Here is a 20,472-nt window from a genome sequence, read left to right as displayed (position 1 = left end):
GCCTGTTGATATGTTCGGGCAAGAGTGAGTCTGATCGGACGATGCGGAAGGTGCGCACCATGGAATCGCCGTCGCGTTGCGATGTGGTCGTCGTGGGGGCCGGGCTGGCCGGGCTGGTGGCCGCACGGCAGCTGAGCCTGGCCGGCGCCGACGTGCGCGTGCTCGAGGCGGACGACCAGGCCGGAGGCCGTGTCCGGGCCGCACCTGAGGGTGCGCACCCGGTGCTGAACACGGGCGCGGAGTTCGTCGGCCGAGGCCATCTGCGGCTGCGACGGCTGCTCGGCGCCCTGGGGCTGCGCACGGCACCCGCCGGGCTGGACCGCGCTCCACTGTTGTGGCGGTTGCCCGGCCGTGAATCCGTGTCCTGGTTGCCGCCGATCGCGACGCCGGAACTCGCACGACTGGCGTTGGGCTGGTGGCGGCTGCGCCGCCACGCAGCCGCGCTCGACCCCACCCGGCCGTGGCGCGGTCGCGTCGCGGTCCGCCTGGACGGCCTCGACCTGGCGGCGTGGCTGAGCGAGCGGGGTGTGACCCAGCAGGGCCTGGCGGTCACCGAGGCCCTGATCGGCGGATTCGCGACCGTCGGTACACACCGCCTCTCGGCCGCCCACGCAGCCTGGTGGATCGCGGCGGCTGGCGGTCTGCTGCCTGCCCTGCGGTCCGGGCACGAGGCCGTGGTGGCCGGCGGAGCGCACCTGATACCGCAGCGACTCGCCCGTTCTCTCGGCCACGCGGTCCGGCTCAGCACACCAGTAGCCGCGATCGAGCAGCATGCGCGCGGCGTGGAGGCCACGACCGGCTCCGGAACCCGGTGGCACGCAAAGGCCGCAATCGTCGCGGTGCCCCTGCCCGCGTTGCGGGGGCTCGCCATCGAACCGTTGCCCTCAGCCGCGTGGCGGGCCGCCATCGGCGCACTGGACTACGGTTCGGCGACGAAGATCGTCGCCGTCGCCGCGGCGACGCCACCGGTGAGGCACCGGGCCGTGGTCGGTGGCGCGCCGCTGGCGATCGGCTGGCGCCACGGCCGGACTCTGGCGGCGATCGCCTCGGACGTACGCGGGTACGAGCATGCTGAACTGACCGCACGGCTGGCGGCCGCATTCGGCCTTGAGAAGTCCGACCTCGCCGAGGTGCGCGCCACCGCATGGACGGAGCAGCCGTACATCGGCGGCAGCTACCTCGCCTGCGCACCTGGGCAGCTCACCCGCCACGGTCCCGCCTTGGCCGCGGGGGATACGCGACGGCTGCGGTTCGCCGGCGCGGATCACAGCGCGTGGCCCAACTCCATGGAGGGCGCGGTCGGCAGTGGAGAGGCCGCCGCTGAGAAGCTGGTTGCCGACCAGGGCGCCCTGACCTGAGCTGGGTCAGGAGTTCCCTGGCCGGTCGGGCACAATGCGGACGTGCTCGTGCTGCGGTCGATCGTGCTGTTCCTGCTGGCCGCGCTCGCCGAGATCGGCGGCGCCTGGCTCGTCTGGCAGGGCGTCCGCGAGCACCGTGGCTGGATCTGGATCGGCGCCGGGGTGCTCGCCCTCGGCCTGTATGGGTTCGTCGCGACGCTGCAGCCCGAGGCCCATTTCGGACGGATCCTCGCCGCCTACGGGGGCGTCTTCGTCGCCGGGTCACTGGCCTGGGGCATGGCGGTCGACGGGTACCGGCCCGACCGGTTCGACGTGCTGGGCGCCCTGCTCTGCCTCGCCGGGGTCGCGGTGATCATGTACGCCCCGCGGGGCTGAACCGCCGGAGCGCGGCTTGACCTGGAGCGCACTCCAGGACCTAGCGTGGCGCACAGGGTTTCGTCCACGCGCGAAGGGGATCGCTTCCATGGAACTGGGAATTCACGTCCCGATCTTCGAGATCGACGGGGGCACCACGGCCATCGCCGGTGAGCTGGCCAGGGTGGGAGCCGCCGCCGAGTCCTCCGGTGTCACCTGGCTGTCCTTCATGGACCATTTCTTCCAGATCGAGCAGACCGGCCTGCCTGCCGAGGCGAACATGCTGGAGGGCTACACCACCCTCGGCTACCTGGCCGCGCACACCTCGGAGGTGGAGCTGGGCCTGCTCGTCACCGGCGTGACCTACCGGCACCCGGGACTGCTCGCCAAGATCGTCACCACGCTCGACGTGCTCTCCGGCGGCCGCGCCGCACTGGGCATCGGCGCCGCGTGGTTCGAGCGCGAGCATCACGGCCTCGGCGTGCCGTACCCGCCGGTCGCCGAGCGCTTCGAGCGGCTGGAGGAGACACTGCGCATCTGCGGGCAGATGTGGGACCCGGACGACAACGGGCCCTTCGAGGGCAGGCACTACCAGCTGGCCGAGACGCTGTGCTCGCCGCAGCCGATCCACCGGCCCCGGGTGCTCATCGGGGGTGGCGGCGAGCGCAAGACGCTGCGTCTCGTCGCCCAGTACGGCGACGCCTGCAACCTGTTCGCCACCTCACCCGCCGATGTCGAGCACAAGCTCGACGTGCTGCGGCGGCACTGCGACGACGTCGGCAGGGACTACGGCGAGATCCGCAAGACGGTCCTGGCGGGCAGCCCCCAGCCGGACCAGGACGGCCGGGACGAGTTCGTGCGCACGATGGCCGACTACGCCAAGCTGGGTGTGCGGACGGCGATCGTCATGCCGCCCGCGGGCAGGCCCGCGGCCTGGATCGACGGCATGGCTCCCGTCGTCCCCCGGCTGGCCGAGCTGGGCTGACTCGCGGCGGGGTTCACCGTGCTCGGAGCGCGGCGGCCCGGTTGCGCCTGAGGCGAACCAGGTCGCGGAGGCCGTACACGGCGAAGAACGGTGTGAGCGGCAAGGCCTCGCCGGGCCGGTAGTCGGCGGCGCGTACCAGCCGTTCACCCAGGTCGGGACGCAGGCGATGCAGATAGAGGCGGCCCTTCAGCGCGTGCAACGGGTTCGAGACGATCTTGATCTGATCGACGTCCTCGACCAGCGGGATCACGTTCTCGATGTTCTGCCAGGTGCTGCGGGAGCGCTCGTCGAGCCTGACGGTGCCGGTGAACCCCCGCTCCGCGGTGGCGTAGCGCGCGAGCAGCACGGCCTCCGGGACGGTCGCGTGGCGGCTTCCGCCGGAACAGACGAGGACCGAGCGGTCCAGGCTGGGGTCGAGTGACCGCAGCGCCGCCCGTACCCGCCAGCGGTTCAGGGCGTTCGCGCGCACGGCGTTCTTGTTGCGGTACCCGAGCACCACGACGGCCTCGGAGCGAGCGGGCAGCCGCTCCTGCGCCAAGGCACGGGAGGCCCGCCAGTGCACGAGCTCGCCCCAGGCGGCCACACCGACAAGCCCGAGAACGACGCCAGCGCGCCTCCGGACGGTGGTCACGATCGTGATCGTGCCAGGACCATCCGGAGGCGGCCGGGCCGGCTCCCGGCCGAAACCCCGCCGCTGAGCATTCGGGCGAGCCGACGAACCGGCCCCCGATTTCTGGTCGAGCCGGACAAAGACAGCGGCGCCTGGGGTCGGCAGGCTCCTGCTCCAAGAATCCGTTGGAGCTGGAGGCGTCATGAAATCGGTGCTGACCATCGCCACGGCCGGTGCGCTCGCTCTGACCCTCGCCGCGTGCGGAGGCTCCGGGGGAGCGCAGGGCGGGCAGAACTTCGTCGACGGCAAGACGTTCACGATGGTGCTCGGCGCGGACCCCGGCAACCTCGACCCGCACTTCTCCACCCTCGCGGTGACGATGCAGGTGGACCGCTTCCTCTACGACCGCCTGCTGCACGTCGACGAGAACGGCGCGCTGGTCACCGGGCTCGCCGAGCAGTGGGAGTCGAGCACCACCGAGGCGACGTTCACGTTGCGCGAGGGCCTCAGCTGCGCCGACGGCAGCCCGCTCACCCCGGCCACGGTGGCCGACAACATCAACTTCGTGGGCGACCCGGAGAACGCGGCGGCGCTGCTCGGGCTGTACGTGCCGCCGGGGGCGAAGGCCACCGCCGACGACGCGGCCCGCACCGTCACGGTCACGGCGCCCTCGCCGGACCCGTTCCTGGCCCGCAACATCGGCAGCCTGCCGATCGTGTGCCAACAGGGTCTGGACAACCGCGAGGTGCTCAAGAAGGGCGGCGCGGGCACCGGGATGTTCACGGTGACCGAGGCCGTCGCCGGGGACCACTACACGCTCGACCGGCGCGAGGACTACGCGTGGGGACCCGGCGACTGGAAGGCCGACCAGCCCGGGCTGCCGGACAAGGTCGTGCTGCGCGTGGTGCCGAACGAGACGACCGCGGCCAACCTGCTGGCCTCCGGCGAGGTCAACGCGGGCTCGGTGATCGGCCCGGACCGGAGGCGGCTGGAGGCGCAGCAACTGCTCCGGCGTGACATCGTCGCCGTGCTCGGCGAGCTGTGGTTCAACCAGAAGCCCGGGCTGCCCACCGAGCAGGCGGAGGTGCGCAGGGCGCTCACCCAGGCGCTGGATCTGACCGAACTGGCCAACGTCATCACCGGCGGGATGGGCGAGCCGCCCTCCGGGCTGGTGGCCACCGGGATGGGCCCGTGCGAGGGCACCGCGCCGAAGCTGCCCGGGCACGACGCGCAGGCGGCGGCCGCCGCGCTCGACGAGGCGGGCTGGACACCGGGGCAGGGCGGCATCCGCACCAAGGACGGCAAGCGGCTGTCGATGACGTTCTACTACCCGAGCAAGCTGGGTGCCCCGATGCAGTCGGCAGCGGAGCTGGTGCAGCGCGCCTGGCGGGCGGTGGGTGTCGAGGTGCAGCTGCGCGGCGGGCCCGACACGCAGGTCGAGCAGGTCGTCGCCGCGGGGCAGGGCACCTGGCACGCCGCGTTCCTTCCGCTGAACGTGACCCTGCCGACGCAGCTGGTGCCGTTCCTGTCCGGCGCGACGCCGCCGGGCGGCAACAACTTCTCCTTCGTCGACAACCCCGGCTACACCGCTGCCGTGAAGCGGGCTTCGCAGGCCACCGGCGCCGACGGCTGCGACGCCTGGGCCGAGGCGGAACGGGCCGTGGTCGAGAACCTCGACGTGGTGCCCTTCGCCAACTCCAACCGGCCGCTGTTCGGCAACGGGGCGACGTTCGTGCTGTCGGAAGGCAGCGTCGCGCCCAGCTCGATCCGGATGCTCGGCTGAACGGGGACCGCGACATGACCACCTTGCTCACCGGCGTCCGGCCGCCGCGCGGGTTCACGGGCAACGCGTGGACGCGCTTCGCGGCCCGCAGGCTCGCGCGGCTGCTGATCTCGGTGTGGGTGCTGGTGACCGCGGCGTTCCTGATGATCCACCTGATCCCGGGCGACCCGGTGCGGGTGGCGCTGGGACCCACCGCGTCACCGGAGCTGGTCGAGGCCCGCCGCGCGGCGCTGGGCCTCGACCAGCCGCTGTGGCTGCAGTACGTCCACTACCTCGGCGGCCTCTTCTCCGGCGACACGGGCACCTCGGTGGGCACCGGGCTGCCGGTGTCGGAGGTGATCGCCGACCGGCTGCCCGCCACGCTGGAGCTGGCGGGCTACGCCTTTCTGATCGCGGTGGTCGTGTCCGTCCCCGTCGGCGTCGGCATGGCCGTGCTCACCCGGCGCGGCAGGCGCCGCAAGACCGAGCTGGCCTTCACGTCCACGAGCGTTGTCCTCGGCGCCGTGCCGGAGTTCCTGCTGGCCGTCGGCCTGGTCTACGTGTTCGGGGTCCAGCTCGGCTGGGTGCCGGTCGCGGGGCGCTCCGGGCTCGGCTCGTACGTGCTGCCGGTGCTCGCGCTGGCGGTCGGTCCCGCCGCGGTGCTGGCCCGGCTGTTGCGCGTGGAGACCCTGAGCGTGCTGGAGGCCGACTACATCCGCACGGCGCGGGCCAAGCGCCTTCCCGACCGGATCGTCTACTTCAGACACGCGCTGCCGAACGCGCTCACCGCGACGATCACGGTGGGCGGCCTGCTGCTGAGCGCCATGGTGGCGGGCACCGTGCTCGTGGAGAACGTCTTCGCCTGGCCCGGACTGGGCACCACGATCGTGGAGTCGATCATCGCCAAGGACTACCCGCTGGTGCAGGGCATCGTCCTCGTGTACGGCACCGCGGTGCTGCTGGTGAACCTCGCCGTGGACGTGGCACTGGCCCTGCTCGACCCCCGCTCGACGATCAAGGAGAGCTGAGCCGTGACCTCACCCGCGAAGTCCACCTGGGCCGGTGTGCTGCGCACGCCGGTCGGCGCGGGCGCCGCCGGGCTGCTCGCCGCCGTGCTGCTGCTGGCCGTGCTGGCGCCGCTGCTGTGGTCGGACCAGGCGAGCGCCGTCGACACCGGGCGGATCCTGGAGGGCCCCTCGGGCGAGCACTGGATGGGCACCGACGGCCTTGGCAGGGACATCTTCTTCCGGGTGCTCGTCGCCACGGGGCTGTCCGTGGGACTGGCGCTGCTCGCCACCGCCGTCGGCGTCGGCGCAGGGCTGCTCCTCGGCACGGCCCCGATGCTGCTCGGCAGGCGAGCGGGCAGGCTGGTCACCGCGGTGGTCAACATCGCGGTGGCGTTTCCCGGCCTGCTGCTGGCGTTGTTCTTCGCCGTGGTGTTCGGCGTCGGCGCCACCGGTGCCGTGCTGGCCATCGGGTTCGCGCTGGCGCCCGCCTTCGCGCGGCTCGCGCAGACGCTGGTGGCCAAGGTCGCCGGCCTTGACTACGTCGCCGCGGCACGCATCGCGGGGCTCGGCAGGCTCCGCCTGCTCGTGCGGCACGTCCTGCCCAACATCGCCGAGCCGCTCGTGGTCAACGCGACCATCGCGGCGGGCGCGGCGCTGCTGACGTTCTCCGGGCTGTCGTTCCTCGGGCTGGGCGTGCAGGCGCCGCTCTACGACTGGGGCCGACTGCTCGGCGACGGGCTCAGCAGCCTCTACGTCCACCCGGCCGCCGCGCTCGCGCCCGGTACCGCGGTCGTCGTCGCCGGGCTGGCCTTCAACCTCTTCGGCGAGGCGATCGCGAAGGGCATCGGGATGCGCACCACACCGGTGCTGCTGCGTCCCCGCGTCCGCTCCGCGCCCGCCGCCCGCCCCGCGGTGACCGGCGAGCAGGAGCCGGTGCTCGCCGTGGACGACCTGCGGGTCGCCTTCCCCGGCAGCACCCCGGTGCGGGGCGTGAGCTTCGCGCTGCGGCGCGGGGAGGCCGTCGGCATCGTGGGGGAGTCCGGCTCCGGCAAGACCCTCACCGCGCTCGCCCTCGCCCAGCTCATCGAGGAACCCGGCGAGGTGAGCGCCGACCGGCTCGACTTCCTGGGCCGGCCGCTGCTCGACCTGCCCGCCCGCGAGCGCAGGCACCTGCTCGGCACGTCGTTCGCGATGGTGTTCCAGGACCCGATGACCTCGTTCAACCCCACCCAGCGCATCGGCCGCCAGCTTGCCGAGGTGTCCGAGCAGCACGACGGGCTCACGCGCGGGCAGGCGCTCGACCGCGCCGTCGACCGGCTCCAGGCCGTGCGCGTGCCGGCCGCCGCGCGCCGCGCGAAGCAGTTCCCGCACGAGTTCTCCGGGGGCATGCGGCAGCGGGCGATGATCGGCATGGGCATGATGGGCGCGCCCGCGCTCATCGTGGCCGACGAGCCGACCACGGCACTCGACGTCACCGTCCAGCGGCAGGTGCTGCGGCTGCTGGACTCGGTGCGCACCGCCGACGACGTGGCGCTGCTGCTCATCAGCCACGACATCACCGTCGTCCGCCAGTTCTGCGAGCGCGTGCTCGTCATGTACGCCGGGCGCATCGTCGAGGACCTGCCCGCCGCCGACCTGCCCGCCCGCGCCCGGCACCCCTACACCCGGGCACTGCTGGCGGCGGTGCCCGACATGAGCACCGACCGCGAGCGGCCGCTCGCGGTCATTCCCGGCCGTCCCGTCGATCCGGCCGACGTGCCGCGCGGCTGCGCGTTCGCCGCCCGGTGCCCGCTGGCCGACGAGCAGTGCACGAGCGCCGACCCGCCCCTCGTGCCCGACGAGGACGGACGGCGCGTGGCGTGCTGGCACGCCGACGCCGTCACCGGACTTCCCCTGGTGGCCGAGGAGGTGCGCGTCGGTGAGTGAGCTGACGTTCGAGGGGGTGTCCGTGCGCTTCGGCGGCCGCAGGCACGGGCTCACCGCCGTCGACGGCGTCGACCTGACCGTGCCCGGCGGCAGCGTCGTCGGGCTGGTGGGGGAGTCGGGGTCCGGCAAGTCCACGCTGGCCCGCGCCGCCGTCGGGCTGGCCCCGCTGCACGCGGGCCGCATCCTGCTCGACGGCGAGCCGGTCCGCCGTGGACGCCGCTCGCGGCCCGCCCTGCAGATGGTGTTCCAGGACCCGTACTCCTCGCTCGACCCCCGCATGACGATCGGTGACTCGATCGCCGAGGCCACCCCGCGGCGCGGCCCCGCCCGCCGCGCCGAGGTGACCCGGCTGCTCGACCTGGTCGGGCTCGGCGCCGACCGGGCCCGCGCCTACCCGGGCCAGCTGTCGGGCGGCCAGTGCCAGCGGGTCGCGCTGGCACGGGCGCTGGCGGGCGACCCGCGCGTGCTCATCGCGGACGAGATCACCTCGGCGCTCGACGTCTCGATCCAGGGCGCCGTGCTCAACCTCGTCCGCGAGGTGCAGCGGGAGCTGCGCCTGTCCCTGCTGTTCATCTCGCACGACCTGGCCGTGGTGCGTTACGTCAGCGACTTCATCGCCGTGATGTACCTGGGCCGCATCGTCGAGTACGGCCCGGCCGAGGCGGTGCTGACCGACCCCAGCCACCCGTACACGCGGGAGCTGCTCGCCGCGGTGTCCGAACCGGTGAGCACCGGCGAGGCCGACCCGGCCCTGCGGGCAGTCGCCGACGTCGAACCCGCCGACCCCCACGCCCCGCCGCCCGGCTGCCGGTTCCACCCCCGGTGCCCGGTCGGTCCCGCCGTCCTCGACGGCCGGGACCTCTGCCGCGAGAGCGAACCCGTCCCACAAGGACACCGGCACCTCGCCGCCTGCCATTTCGCGGCCGGGCGCTGACCCGTCGAACCGAGGAGGATCCCATGCCCCACCGCCAACGCGCCGAGGACCTGACCGGCTTCACCGTGCCCGGTCAGCCCGCGCTGTCCCCCGACGGAACACGCTGTGTGTACGTGCTGCGCACCGCCGACACCGAGCACGACCGCAACGCACACGCCCTCTGGTGCGCGAGCACGGGGCAGCCGCGGCGGCTCACCAGGGGACCGGCGGACACCGCGCCCGCCTGGTCACCGGACGGCACGCGGATCGCGTTCCTGCGCGCCCAGGACGGCCCGCCGCAACTGTGGTCGCTGCCCGCCGACGGCGGCGAGCCGGAACCGCTCACCTCGTTGCCGCTCGGCGCGGGCGCGCCCGTGTGGAGCCCGGACGGCACCCGCATCGCCTTCACCGCTCCCGTCGACATCCTCGGCAACGGTGACGACCACGTCGCCCCGGTCGTCACCGACCGGCTGGACTACCGCGCCGACGGCGCCGGGCTGCTGCGCGGCACCCGCGCGCACCTGCACGTCCTCGACGTCGCCACGGGCGAGTGCCGCCAGGTCACCGGCGGCGACTGGCACGCGGGCCTGCCCTGCTGGGCGCCCGGTTCGGACCGGCTCGCCTTCGGCGCGGCGACCGCGCCCGACACCGATCTGCACCTGCGCGTCCCCGTCTACACCCTGGACGTGACCGACCGGCATGCCGAACCGGTCCTCGCCGGCCTTCCCGACGGAGTGGCGCAGACCGTCTGCTGGACGGCGGACGGCGCCGCCCTGCTGGTGGGCGGCACCGAGGGCAGCCCGGTGGGACACACCAGGCTGCTGCGCGTGCCGATGGACGGCGGCGCCGTCACCGACCTCACCGCCGCGCTCGACCGCAACGTGATGACCGGCCACCCCGGCTATCCCGGCGGTGCGCCGCAGCTGACCGGTGACGGCCGCACGGTCGTGTTCTGCGTCCGCGACCGCGGCTGCACCCACCTCTACACCGTCGCCGTCGACGGCGGCACCCCGCGGCCGGTCGTCACGGGCGCCGGGCGCAACGTCACCGGCCTCTCGGTGTCCGGCGACACCGCTGCCGTCGTGCTGGGCACGCCCGAGTCCTACGGCGAGGTCGTCGAGGTCGAGCTGGGTGACGGCACCGAAACCGTGCGCACCGACCACGGCGGCGCCGGAGACGACGTCACGCTGTTCGCCCGCGAGGAGCGCGAGTTCACCATCTCCGACGGCACGGTCGTGCAGGGCTGGCTGATCCGCGACCCGGAGGCGGCGACCCCGGGCCCGCTGCTGCTCGACATCCACGGCGGGCCGCACAACGCCTGGAACGGCGCGGCCGACGAGATCCACCTGTACCACCAGGAACTCGCCGCGCGCGGCTGGACCGTGCTGCTGCTCAACCCCCGAGGCAGCGACGGCTACGGCGAGCGCTTCTTCACCGCCGTCAGCGGAGGCTGGGGCCAGGCCGACGCGCAGGACTTCCTCGAACCCGTGGAGACACTGGTCGCCGAGGGCGTCGCCGACCCGAAGCGGCTGGCCGTCACCGGCTACAGCTACGGCGGCTTCATGACCTGCTACCTGACCAGCCGCGACGACCGGTTCGCGGCGGCGGTCACCGGAGGCCCCATCACCGACCTGGTGAGCGCCGCGGGATCCTCGGTGGACGGTCACTACCTCAGCGACCTGGAGCTCGGCGGGACGCCCTGGGCACAGCCGGAACGGTACGCGGCGATGTCCCCCCTGTCCAAGGTGGACGACGTGCGCACCCCCACCCTGATCCTGCACGGCGCGGCGGACCTGCTGTGCCCCGCGGGGCAGGCCGAGCAGTGGCACACGGCCCTGCGCGAGCGCGGGGTGCCGAGCAGGCTCGTGCTCTACCCCGGCGCGTCGCACCTGTTCATCCTGGAAGGGCCGCCCTCGCAGCGCGTCGACTACAACCGCAGGGTCGCCGACTGGGTCGAGCAGTACGCCGGTGACGCGGCGGGCCCGCGCAGGCCCCGGCTCGACGCCGGGCACTGGCAGCGCAGGCTCACCGAGCTCGCCACCCGGCACGGTGTTCCCGGTGCCACGCTGGGCATCCTGCGGCTGCGGCCGGGCGCCGAGGACGAACTGGCCGAGGCCGCCCACGGCGTGCTCAACGTCGACACCGGCGTGGAGGCCACCACCGACTCGGTGTTCCAGATCGGGTCGGTGTCGAAGGTGTGGACGGCGACGGTGGTGCTGCAACTGGTCGACGAGGGGCTGCTGGATCTCGACCAGCCGCTCGCGGAGGTGCTGCCGGAACTGCGGCTGTCCGATCCGGACACCGCGAAGAAGGTCACCATGCGGCACCTGCTCACCCACACCAGCGGTGTCGACGGCGACGTCTTCACCGACACCGGGCGGGGCGACGACTGCCTCGAGAAGTACACGGCCGCGCTGGCCGACGTGGCGCAGAACCACCCGCTCGGCGTCACCTGGTCGTACTGCAACTCCGGGTTCTCGCTGGCGGGCAGGGTGATCGAGAAGCTCACCGGCCAGACGTGGGACCAGGCGGTGCGGGAGCGGATCTTCGACCGGCTCGGGCTCACGCACACGGGCACGCTGCCGGAGGAGGTCCTGCTGCACCGCGCCGCCGTGGGCCACGTCACCCAGGACGGGCGCTCGCACCGCGCGCCGGTGTGGGTGCTGCACCGGGCGGCCGGTCCCGCCGGGCTCATCTGCTCGACGGCCGCCGAGGTGCTCGCCTTCGCCCGCATGCACCTCACCGGCGGGCTCGCGCCCGACGGCAGCCGCGTGCTCAGCGAGGCCTCGGCGCAGGCCATGGCGGCGTTCCAGGCCGACGTGCCTGACAAGTACCTGCTCGGCGACTCGTGGGGGCTCGGCTGGAGCCGGTGCGACTGGGACTCCCACCGCCTGATCGGCCACGACGGCAACACCATCGGCCAGTCCGCGTTCCTGCGACTGCTGCCGGAACAGGGTCTCGCCGTGACGCTGCTGACCAACGGCGACCACGCGCACGACCTCTACGAGGACCTGTTCCGGGAGATCTTCGCCGACGTCGCCGGTGTCGCGATGCCCCAGCCGCTGGAGCCGCCCGCCGAGCCGGTACAGGTGGACGTGCAGCGGCACGAGGGAACCTACGAGCGGGAGAGCGTGCGCATGGAGGTGCTCGCCGAGGGCAAGGACGGCAAGCCCGCACTGCGCACCACCGTCACCGGCGCGCTCGCGGAACTGACGCCGGAGCCCACCCAGGAGTATGCGTTGGTGCCCGTCGAGGAGAACCTGTTCGTCGCCAAGGACCCCGACATGCGGATGTGGATCCCGGTGACCTTCTACGAGCTGGCGACAGGGGAGCGGTACGTCCACTTCGGAGCCCGCGCCACCCCGAGGGTGGGCTGACGTGGTCTCGGTCGAGTCGATGCGCGCCAGGCTGCCCGCCCTGCTAGCCGACATCGAGGAGCTGGTCACCTGCGAGTCGCCGTCGTCCGACCTCGCCGCCGTCGCGGCGAGCGCGGAGGTGGTGGCCAGGGTCGGCACGCGCAGGCTCGGTGTCGCGCCCGAGCGGATCGTGCACGCGGGGCGCACGCACCTGCGCTGGCGGTTCGGCGACGGCCCGGCGCGGGTGCTGCTGCTCGGCCACCACGACACGGTGTGGCCGCTCGGCTCGCTCGCCACGCATCCGTACACCGTGGACGGCGGCGTGCTGCGGGGCCCCGGCTGCTTCGACATGAAGGCGGGGCTGGTGATCGCGCTGCACGCGCTCGCGGCGCTGCCGGACCTCGCCGGTGTCACGCTGCTGGTGACCGGGGACGAGGAGGTTGGCTCGCCGACGTCGCGGGAGCTGATCTGCTCGGCCGCCTCCGGATGCGCCGCGGCGCTGGTGCTCGAGGCCGCGGCCGAGGGTGGCGCGCTCAAGACCGAGCGCAAGGGCGTCTCGCTGTACCGGGTCGGGGTGACCGGAAGGGCCGCCCACGCCGGACTGGAGCCGTGGCGCGGGGTCAACGCCACGGTGGAGCTCGCGCACCAGGTGCTGGCCGTCGACGCGCTGGCCGACCCCGCGGTGGGCACCACCGTCACGCCGACCGTGGCCGCGGCGGGCAGCACGACGAACACCGTGCCCGCCGGGGCGGAGCTGTCGGTGGACGTGCGGGTGGCCGCCATCGCCGAGCAGCAGCGGATCGACGCGGCGATGCACGCGCTGCGGCCCGTGGTCGGCGGCGCGACCCTGGAGGTCACCGGAGGGCCGAACCGTCCGCCGCTGGAGGCATCCGCCTCCGGGCCGCTGCTGGCGAGGGCGGCGACGCTGGCGAGCGCTCTCGGATTGCCGCCACCGCGGGGCGTCGCCGTGGGCGGCGCCTCCGACGGCAACTTCACGGCCGGAGTCGGCACCCCCACGCTCGACGGCCTCGGCGCGGTGGGGGGCGGCGCCCACGCCGACGACGAACACGTTCTGGTCGCCGAGCTGCCGTCGCGGACGGCGCTGGTCGCCGCCCTCGTCGCCGACGTGCTCGAGTCCGGGCGCGGCAGCGCGCGGACGGCGACCGCGAGCAGGGGAGGGAGATCGTCATGACCGGCGCCCACGGGGTTCCCGGGATCGGCAGCCGCCTGGAGCACCCACCGGAGCCGCTCCAGCCACGACCGGAGACACAGCACGCGCGGTGGGCGGCCGAGGCGGCCGCCGGGGCCGCCGGGGTCCAGGTCCGTGAGCTCACCGACCTCGCCGACCTGGAAGCCGTCTACCAGCTCTACGACGGGATCTGGCGGCCGGACCCCCGCAACCCGCCGGTGACGACGGAGCTGCTGCGCGCGCTGACCAAGGGCGGCAACTACGTGGCCGGTGCCTACGACGGCGACCGGCTGCTCGGTGCGTGTGTCGGGTTCTTCGGCGCACCCTCCGACGGCACGATGCACAGCCACATCGCCGGGGTGTCCCCGGCGGCCGCGGGGCGCAGCGTGGGTTTCGCGCTGAAACTGCACCAGCGGGCGTGGGCGCTCGCGCGTGGCGTCGCGACGATCAGCTGGACGTTCGATCCGCTGGTCTGCCGCAACGCCTACTTCAACCTCGGCAAGCTCGCCGCGGTGCCCGCCGAGTACCTCACCAACTTCTACGGCGGGGTCAACGACGGCATCAACGGCACCGACGACACCGACCGGCTGCTCGTGCGCTGGGAGCTGGGCTCGCCCAGGGTCCGCGCGGCCTGCGCGGGGACACCGGCGGTGTGCGACGCGGACGCGGCGCGGGCGCTGGGCGCGGTGGCCGGGCTGGGCAGGTCGGCCGACGACCGGCCCGTCCCCGGCACCGTCGACGCGGCCACCGTGCTCGTCGCCGTGCCCCGCGACATCGAACGGCTGCGGGCCACCGACCCGGATGGCGCCGTCCGGTGGCGTCGCGCGCTGCGGGCGACGCTCGGCCCGCTGCTCGCCGACGGCGGCAGGGTCACCGGGTTCGACCGGGCGGGCTGGTACGTGATCTCCACGGCACAGGGAGGAAACCGGCGATGAAGCTGACCGGAGTGGAGCTGCGGCGGATCCGGATGCCACTGGTGGCGCCGTTTCGCACGTCGTTCGGCACCGAGACCACCCGGGACGTGCTGCTGGTGCGCGTGGTGACCGACGAGACGGAGGGCTGGGGCGAGTGCGTCGCGATGGCCGCACCGCTGTACTCCTCGGAGTACGTGTGGGCCGCGGCCGATGTGCTCGGCCGGTTCCTGGTGCCCGCGCTGGCGGCGCTGCCCCGGCTCGACGCCGCGGCGGTGGCTCCCGCGCTGGCGCCGTTTCGCGGGCACCGGATGGCCAAGGCCGCGCTGGAGATGGCCGTGCTCGACGCCGAGCTGCGCGAGCAGGGCAGGCCGCTGGCGCGCGAGCTCGGCGCGGTGCGCGACAGCGTGCCGTGTGGAGTGTCGGTCGGCATCATGGACTCGGTCGGCGAGTTGCTCGACACCGTCGGCGGCTTTCTCGAAGCCGGGTACGTGCGCATCAAGCTCAAGATCCAGCCGGGCTGGGACGTCGAGCCGGTGCGCGCGGTGCGGGAGCGTTTCGGTGACGACGTGCTGCTGCAGGTCGACGCCAACACCGCCTACACGCTGGCGGACGCGCGCACGCTCGCCGGGCTCGATCCGTTCGGGTTGCTGCTGATCGAGCAGCCGCTCGACGAGGACGACGTGCTCGGCCACGCGGAGCTGGCCAAGGTCGTCACGACGCCGATCTGCCTGGACGAGTCGATCGTCTCTGCGCGTGCGGCCGCGGACGCGATCCGGCTGGGCGCGTGCCGGATCGTCAACATCAAGCCGGGCCGCGTGGGCGGGTACCTGGAGGCGCGGCGCATCCACGACGTGTGCGCCGCCCACGGCGTTCCCGTGTGGTGTGGCGGCATGCTCGAGACGGGCCTCGGCCGGGCGGCGAACGTCGCGCTGGCGGCCCTGCCCGGGTTCGTCCTGCCCGGCGACACCTCCGCGTCCGACCGGTACTACCGCACCGACATCACGGCACCGTTCGTGCTGGCCGAAGGGCATCTGCCGGTGCCGGCAGGTCCCGGGCTGGGCGTCGAGCCGCTCGCGGACGAACTCGAGGCGGTCACGGTCGGCTCGGAGTGGGTGCCGTTGTAGGAGCGGACCAAACGATCACCCTGGTTTCGTGCGGTGCGACGAACTAGGCTGCCGGGTGGGGGCCTAGTTTCGGGTGGTGCTCGATCCGGTGAACCAGCGACCGCACGCCAGCCTCGGGCGGGTGCTCGACGATCTGGGCACGACGCTGCTGGAACTGCTGCACGGCCACGCGGACCGCGGTGGCGTCATCGGTGGCATCGCCATCCACGACCCGCTGGAGGAGCCCGCGCTGCCGCAGCACGCGCTCGTGCTGGGGGTCGGTGTGCACGAACCCGGCGAGGTGGTGCGGCTGCTGCGCGATCTCAGCAGGCACGAGGCCACCGGCCTGGTGCTGCGCGCGCCCGTGGCGTTGTCGCGGGAGCTGGCCGCGGCCGCCGACGAGTCGGGTGTCGCGTTGCTGGGGCTCACGCCCGGGGCGTCGTGGGCGCAGCTCGCCGCGATGCTGCGTTCCCTGCTCGCCGAGGACGACGTGGGCGACGCCGGGCCCGAGACGCTGGGCGGGATGCCCTCCGGGGACCTGTTCGCGCTCGCCAACGCGATCGCCGCACTGCTCAACGCGCCGGTGACCATCGAGGACCGTACGTCGCGGGTGCTGGCCTTCTCCGGAAGGCAGGACGAGGCCGACGCGTCGCGGGTCGCGACGATCCTGGGCCGGCAGGTGCCGGAGCGGTACTCGCGGATGCTCACCGAACTGGGCGTGTTCCGGGAGCTGTACCGCAGCGACCGCCCGCTCTACGTCGAACCGCTCGAGGAGACCCGCGACAGCTTCACCATGCCGAGGGTCGCGGTCGCCGTGCGGGCGGGCGACGAGATCCTCGGCTCGATCTGGGCCGCGGTCCACGAGCCGCTCACCGACGAGCGGGCGCAGGCGCTGTGCGACGCCGCCAAACTGGCCGCCCTGCACATGCTCCGGAACCGCGCGGGTGCCGACGTCCAGCGGCGGCTGCGCACCGACCTGGTGAGCACGGCACTCGAGGGCGGCGCCGGCGCGCGGGACGCCCTGCACCGGCTGGGTCTCGGCGACCAGCCGGTCGTCGTGCTCGCCATGGCCATGCCGGACACCGCGGGCGCCGACGCCTCGGCCGTCACGGAGCGGCAGCGCCTCGCCGACGGCTTGGCCCTGCACCTGAGCGCCGTGCACTCGCGCAGCGCGGCGGCGCTGGTCGGCGACGTCGTCTACGGGCTTGTGCCCGTGGGCCGCGACGACGGCGATCGGCGCGCGGTGCACGTGGCCGCCGACTTCCTGGAGCGGGTCGGCGACCGCGGACGGGCGGTGATCGGCATCGGACCCCGGGCGCAGGACGCGGGCGAGCTGGCCGCCGCCCGCGCGAGCGCCGATCGGGCGCTGCGAGTCCTCCGGTCGCGGCCGGACGGCTCGGGGCGGGTCGCGCGCCTCGCCGACGTCCACGTGGAGGCGCTGATTCTCGAACTGCGCGATCTCGTCACCGCGCGCGGCGAGGGACCCACCGGGCCGGTCGCCCGGCTGCTCGACTACGACGCCGAGCACGGCAGCGACCTCGTCGGCACACTGCGCGCCTGGCTCGACGCCTTCGGCGACGTCACGCAGGCGGCGGCGAAGCTCCGCGTGCACCCCAACACCTTTCGCTACCGGCTGCGCAGGCTCGCCGAGGTGGGCGGCCTCGACCTCGGCGACCCCGAGGCGCGCTTCGCCGCGATGCTGCAACTGCGGGTCGTCACCGCGGATCGGCGAACCCGTCCGCTCGTGTCGCACACCGTCGGGTGAGTACTTGCCCGCGCCACACGCATGGTGTTGCGTGTGCTCTGTGACCATCGAGTACATCAGGTACCGCGTCGGCGCCGGCCGCGCTGCCGCCTTCGAGGCCGCTTACGCGCGTGCGGCCACACCACTCGGGGAGTCACCGCACTGCGTGGACTACGAACTCGCGCGCTGTGTGGAGGACCCGGGCGACTACATCCTGCGGATCACCTGGACATCCGTGAACGACCATCTGGAGGGGTTCCGGGGCAGCCCCGAGTTCGGGCGCTTTCTCGCCGAGATCCGCGAGTACGTCCCCGACATCCAGGAGATGCGGCACTACGAGCCGACGAGCGTCGCGGGTCCGGCGGGCCCGCCGACGCTCTACGAGTGGGCGGGCGGCAGGTCCGCACTACTCCGGCTGACGGAGACGTTCTACCGCACGGTGCTCGAGGACGAGCTGCTCGAACCGGTGTTTCGCGGCATGGATCCCGCGCACCCGCGGCACGTCGCGGACTGGCTCGGCGAGGTGTTCGGCGGCCCGCCCGCCTACAGCGGCCACCGCGGCGGCCACCGCCACATGATCGGCCGCCACCTGGGGCGCGCCATCACCGAACAGCAGCGGCGGCGGTGGGTGTCGCTGCTGCTCGACGCCGCCGACGAGGCGGGGCTGCCCGCGGATCCCGAGTTCCGGGCCGCGTTCGCCGGCTACCTGGAGTGGGGGAGCAGGCTCGCCGTGGTGTTCTCCCGGCCGGGCGCGGAGGTCGACGTGGAGGAGCCGATGCCGCGCTGGGACTGGACAATGCCGCCCTGGAAGGACCCGGCGTCCGGAGGCTGACCCGCCGTGCTCATCGCCGCTCGGCGGCCACCAGTTCCCGGGTGGCGGGGGCGACCTCGGCGGCGAAGCGCTCGATCGTGCCCTGCTCGTCAGTGGCGAGGATGAAGCCGCTGATGCCGTACTCCAGGGTCAGCCCGGCGAGATCCTCCGCCCACTGGTCCGCAGGCCCGTTGAGCAGCGACCGCCCGATGGCGGTGAACTGTCCGCCGACGTTGAGCAGCCGCCGCACGTCCGAGGGCTCGCGCCCGGCCGCGCTCGCGGCGTCGTCGATCCGCGTGTTCAGCTCGGTCAGGTCGCCGGGACCACCGGGCAGGTAGGACAGCGTCGGCAGCCAGCCGTCGGCGGCGCGGCCCGTGAGCGCCAGCATCCTCGGCTTGTAGGCACCCAGCCAGATTCCGATGTCATGGGCGGGTGCCGGTCCTCGCTTGGCGCCGGTGACCCGGTAGTAGGTGCCCCCGGCATGGACGCCGCCGCGCTCGCCGGTGGCCCAGACCTGCCGGATGATGTCGATGGCTTCCTCCAGGGCCGCCACCCCCTGCGCGGGGGAGAGCCTGCGCCCGCCCATGGCCTCGATCGCGTCCCGGAAGGCGCCCGCACCGAGCCCCAGTTCGACTCGCCCGCCGCTGAGCAGGTCGAGGCTGGCGGCGCTGCGCGCCAGCACGGCGGGTTCGCGCAACGGAAGGTTGAGCACATTGCCGCTCAGGCGCACCCGCTCGGTCTGAGCGGCCACATAGGACAGCAGCGTCCAGGTGTCGTGGAAGCGGGGCTGGTAGGGGTGGTCCTGGAACGTCACCAGGTCCAGGCCGGCGCGGTCGGCGGCGATCGCGAGGTCCACCGCATGGTGGACGGGGGCGGCGGACGGTGTGACGAACGTGCCGAACAGCAGGTCGTGTCCGTAGTCGGGCATGCGTGCTCCCCTCGGGGCCCGGACGTGGATCGGAGCCGGCCGGCGAGCCCGGCCGTGGTGGAGGCGTCCACCAGCCGGCCCGGCCCTCGGTGAAGTGGGCCCAGCCGTCGAAGTGTACGGGCACCAACCGCCGGGCGCCGAGACCACTCGGCGTGGTGAGCGTGGGCGGGAGCGTGTGGCCAGGACCTACGCGCGGCGCCCCGGGCCACCGTGGAGTGATTCAGACGCTGCGCAGCACCGACACGACGGTGCCGAGAACGACGGCCTCGTCGCCGTCGATGACGTCGTAGTCCGGGTTGCGTGGTTCGAGGTAGACGTGGCCGTTGCGGCGGCGGTAGACCTTGACGGTCGCCTCGCCGTCGATCATCGCGGCGACGATCTGGCCCGAATGGGCCTCGGGCTGCTGGCGCACCACGACGATGTCGCCGTCGCAGATGGCGGCGTCGATCATCGAGTCGCCGCGCACCCGCAGGCCGAACACGGTGCCCCGCCCGGTGATCTCCCGGGGCAGGTTCAGCATGTCGTCGACGTGCTCGTCGGCCGCGATGGGCGCGCCCGCCGCGATGTCGCCGACCACGGGCACACTCACCGAGTCCCCTTCGGGCTCCCGGCGCGCGGAGCCTTGCAGGAACAGCCGCACGTCGATCGGCCGGGACACCGTGCTGCCTCGGCGCAGGAACCCCTTGTCCTCCAGGCTCTTCAGATGCTTCGACACCGACGACGAGGACCGCAGCCCGACGGCGTCGCCGATCTCGCGCGTGCTGGGTGAGTACCCGTGCCTGACCACCCAGTCCCGGATCGTCGCCAGGATCCGCTGCTGGCGCGGCGGCAGGATCGACGTGTCCAGGTGCTCGAACGCCTCAAGATCATCGAAGGTGGTCACCCGCCGCATGATAGGCCTCGCCGCCGGTGCTCGAACGGGTGGGCGCCGTGTCGATCAGGGGTTGACGAGGTCGTCGAAGATCAGGAACGTCCGGGTGCCCAGCACGCCGGGAATGCCGGGCAGTACGTCGAGAACGACCCGGCGCAGGTGCTCGTTGTCCACCGCGCGCACGAGCAGCATCACGTCGAACTCGCCTCCGACGAGCGCCATGTGTTTGACCTCGGGAATCCGCCGCAGGTGACCGGCGAGGTCGCGCCACGAGCTCTGCCGCACGGTGAGCGTGATGTAGGCCGATGTGGACAGTCCGGCGCGGGCGGGGTCGACGACGGCCGTGAACCCGGTCAGCACGCCCCGTTCCTTCAGCCGTTCCAGCCGCGCGTAGGCGCTCGCACGGGAGATGTTGAGCCGCTCGGCGAGCAGCCGGATCGCGAGCCTGCCGTCGCGCGTGAGCTCGCGCAGGATCGCCTGGTCGATGTCGTCGAGTGCCGGGGCAATCTGTCCAGCGGCGGGCACGGGACTCGGGCTGGTGCTGGACATCTGGCTTCCTTAGGCGGCTGAGCGAGCAATTCGTCTCGCGTATCGGCACTGATCTGGTCACAACGTAGCAGCACCTCGCAGTATCGAGGCGT

At 73.4% G+C, this 20,472-nt stretch carries 17 protein-coding genes; 13 read left to right on the top strand and 4 right to left on the bottom strand.

The features are described 5' to 3' along the window. Positions 1–59 precede the first annotated feature (59 nt). The 3 genes from BAY60_RS24540 to BAY60_RS24530 all read left to right on the top strand — a co-directional run bounded on the left by BAY60_RS24540 (position 60) and on the right by BAY60_RS24530 (position 2,697). A complete protein-coding gene (locus BAY60_RS24540) occupies positions 60–1,358 on the top strand; it encodes a flavin monoamine oxidase family protein (protein ID WP_170160529.1) in 1,299 nt (432 codons plus the stop codon). A 42-nt stretch (positions 1,359–1,400) separates the two neighbouring features. Further along, positions 1,401–1,733, top strand: coding sequence for a YnfA family protein (locus tag BAY60_RS24535; protein ID WP_112283368.1), 333 nt, complete (start codon positions 1,401–1,403; stop codon positions 1,731–1,733). Positions 1,734–1,821: 88 nt separating this feature from the next. Beyond that, complete coding sequence (locus BAY60_RS24530; RefSeq protein WP_112283367.1) at positions 1,822–2,697, top strand: LLM class F420-dependent oxidoreductase; 876 nt, start codon at positions 1,822–1,824, stop codon at positions 2,695–2,697. 13 nt (positions 2,698–2,710) lie between these two features. On the opposite strand, the gene BAY60_RS37605 is transcribed toward BAY60_RS24530, so the two are convergent. Continuing rightward, positions 2,711–3,328: a YdcF family protein gene (locus BAY60_RS37605; protein ID WP_245992780.1), complete on the bottom strand. Its 618-nt coding sequence runs from the start codon at positions 3,326–3,328 to the stop codon at positions 2,711–2,713. 181 nt (positions 3,329–3,509) lie between these two features. Between BAY60_RS37605 and BAY60_RS24520 the strand changes: the two genes are divergently transcribed. The 10 genes from BAY60_RS24520 to BAY60_RS24475 all read left to right on the top strand — a co-directional run bounded on the left by BAY60_RS24520 (position 3,510) and on the right by BAY60_RS24475 (position 18,053). Beyond that, a complete protein-coding gene (locus tag BAY60_RS24520) occupies positions 3,510–5,090 on the top strand; it encodes an ABC transporter substrate-binding protein (protein WP_112283366.1) in 1,581 nt (526 codons plus the stop codon). A gap of 14 nt (positions 5,091–5,104) precedes the next feature. Further along, positions 5,105–6,097 (top strand): ABC transporter permease, encoded by a 993-nt coding sequence (locus BAY60_RS24515; protein ID WP_112283365.1) that lies wholly within the window; start codon positions 5,105–5,107, stop codon positions 6,095–6,097. 3 nt (positions 6,098–6,100) lie between these two features. Next, a complete protein-coding gene (locus tag BAY60_RS24510) occupies positions 6,101–8,002 on the top strand; it encodes a dipeptide/oligopeptide/nickel ABC transporter permease/ATP-binding protein (protein WP_112283364.1) in 1,902 nt (633 codons plus the stop codon). Beyond that, positions 7,995–8,936, top strand: a complete 942-nt coding sequence (locus BAY60_RS24505; RefSeq protein ID WP_112283363.1) for an ABC transporter ATP-binding protein — start codon at positions 7,995–7,997, stop codon at positions 8,934–8,936. The genes BAY60_RS24510 and BAY60_RS24505 overlap by 8 nt, the downstream gene beginning before the upstream one ends. A gap of 23 nt (positions 8,937–8,959) precedes the next feature. Beyond that, a complete protein-coding gene (locus BAY60_RS24500; protein ID WP_112283362.1) occupies positions 8,960–12,292 on the top strand; it encodes a serine hydrolase in 3,333 nt (1,110 codons plus the stop codon). Positions 12,293–12,311: 19 nt separating this feature from the next. Continuing rightward, positions 12,312–13,463 (top strand): M20/M25/M40 family metallo-hydrolase, encoded by a 1,152-nt coding sequence (locus BAY60_RS24495; protein WP_112283593.1) that lies wholly within the window; start codon positions 12,312–12,314, stop codon positions 13,461–13,463. Beyond that, on the top strand, positions 13,460–14,395 hold the full coding sequence (locus tag BAY60_RS24490; protein WP_112283361.1) for a GNAT family N-acetyltransferase: 936 nt from the start codon (positions 13,460–13,462) through the stop codon (positions 14,393–14,395). The genes BAY60_RS24495 and BAY60_RS24490 overlap by 4 nt, the downstream gene beginning before the upstream one ends. After that, a complete protein-coding gene (menC, locus tag BAY60_RS24485) occupies positions 14,392–15,498 on the top strand; it encodes an o-succinylbenzoate synthase (RefSeq protein ID WP_112283360.1) in 1,107 nt (368 codons plus the stop codon). Before BAY60_RS24490 ends, menC begins: the two co-directional genes overlap by 4 nt. Before the next feature lie 76 nt (positions 15,499–15,574). Next, positions 15,575–17,242, top strand: coding sequence for a PucR family transcriptional regulator (locus BAY60_RS24480; protein ID WP_211330436.1), 1,668 nt, complete (start codon positions 15,575–15,577; stop codon positions 17,240–17,242). 40 nt (positions 17,243–17,282) lie between these two features. Beyond that, entirely contained in the window at positions 17,283–18,053 is a 771-nt protein-coding gene (locus BAY60_RS24475; RefSeq protein ID WP_112283359.1) for a group II truncated hemoglobin, read from the top strand. Positions 18,054–18,063: 10 nt separating this feature from the next. Here BAY60_RS24475 and BAY60_RS24470 read toward each other — a convergent pair whose 3' ends face one another. The 3 genes from BAY60_RS24470 to BAY60_RS24460 all read right to left on the bottom strand — a co-directional run bounded on the left by BAY60_RS24470 (position 18,064) and on the right by BAY60_RS24460 (position 20,380). Then, positions 18,064–18,960, bottom strand: coding sequence for an LLM class flavin-dependent oxidoreductase (locus tag BAY60_RS24470; RefSeq protein WP_112283358.1), 897 nt, complete (start codon positions 18,958–18,960; stop codon positions 18,064–18,066). 220 nt (positions 18,961–19,180) lie between these two features. Then, the gene (gene lexA, locus BAY60_RS24465) at positions 19,181–19,843 is read right to left on the bottom strand and encodes a transcriptional repressor LexA (protein ID WP_112283591.1); all 663 of its coding nucleotides are present in this window, start codon (positions 19,841–19,843) and stop codon (positions 19,181–19,183) included. A 54-nt stretch (positions 19,844–19,897) separates the two neighbouring features. Next, positions 19,898–20,380, bottom strand: coding sequence for an Lrp/AsnC family transcriptional regulator (locus BAY60_RS24460; RefSeq protein WP_112283357.1), 483 nt, complete (start codon positions 20,378–20,380; stop codon positions 19,898–19,900). Between the last annotated feature and the right edge of the window lie 92 nt (positions 20,381–20,472).

This window comes from Prauserella muralis (genome assembly GCF_003202285.1).
Lineage (GTDB): Bacteria > Actinomycetota > Actinomycetes > Mycobacteriales > Pseudonocardiaceae > Prauserella_B > Prauserella_B muralis.
This window is presented reverse-complemented; position numbering and strand designations above follow the sequence as displayed.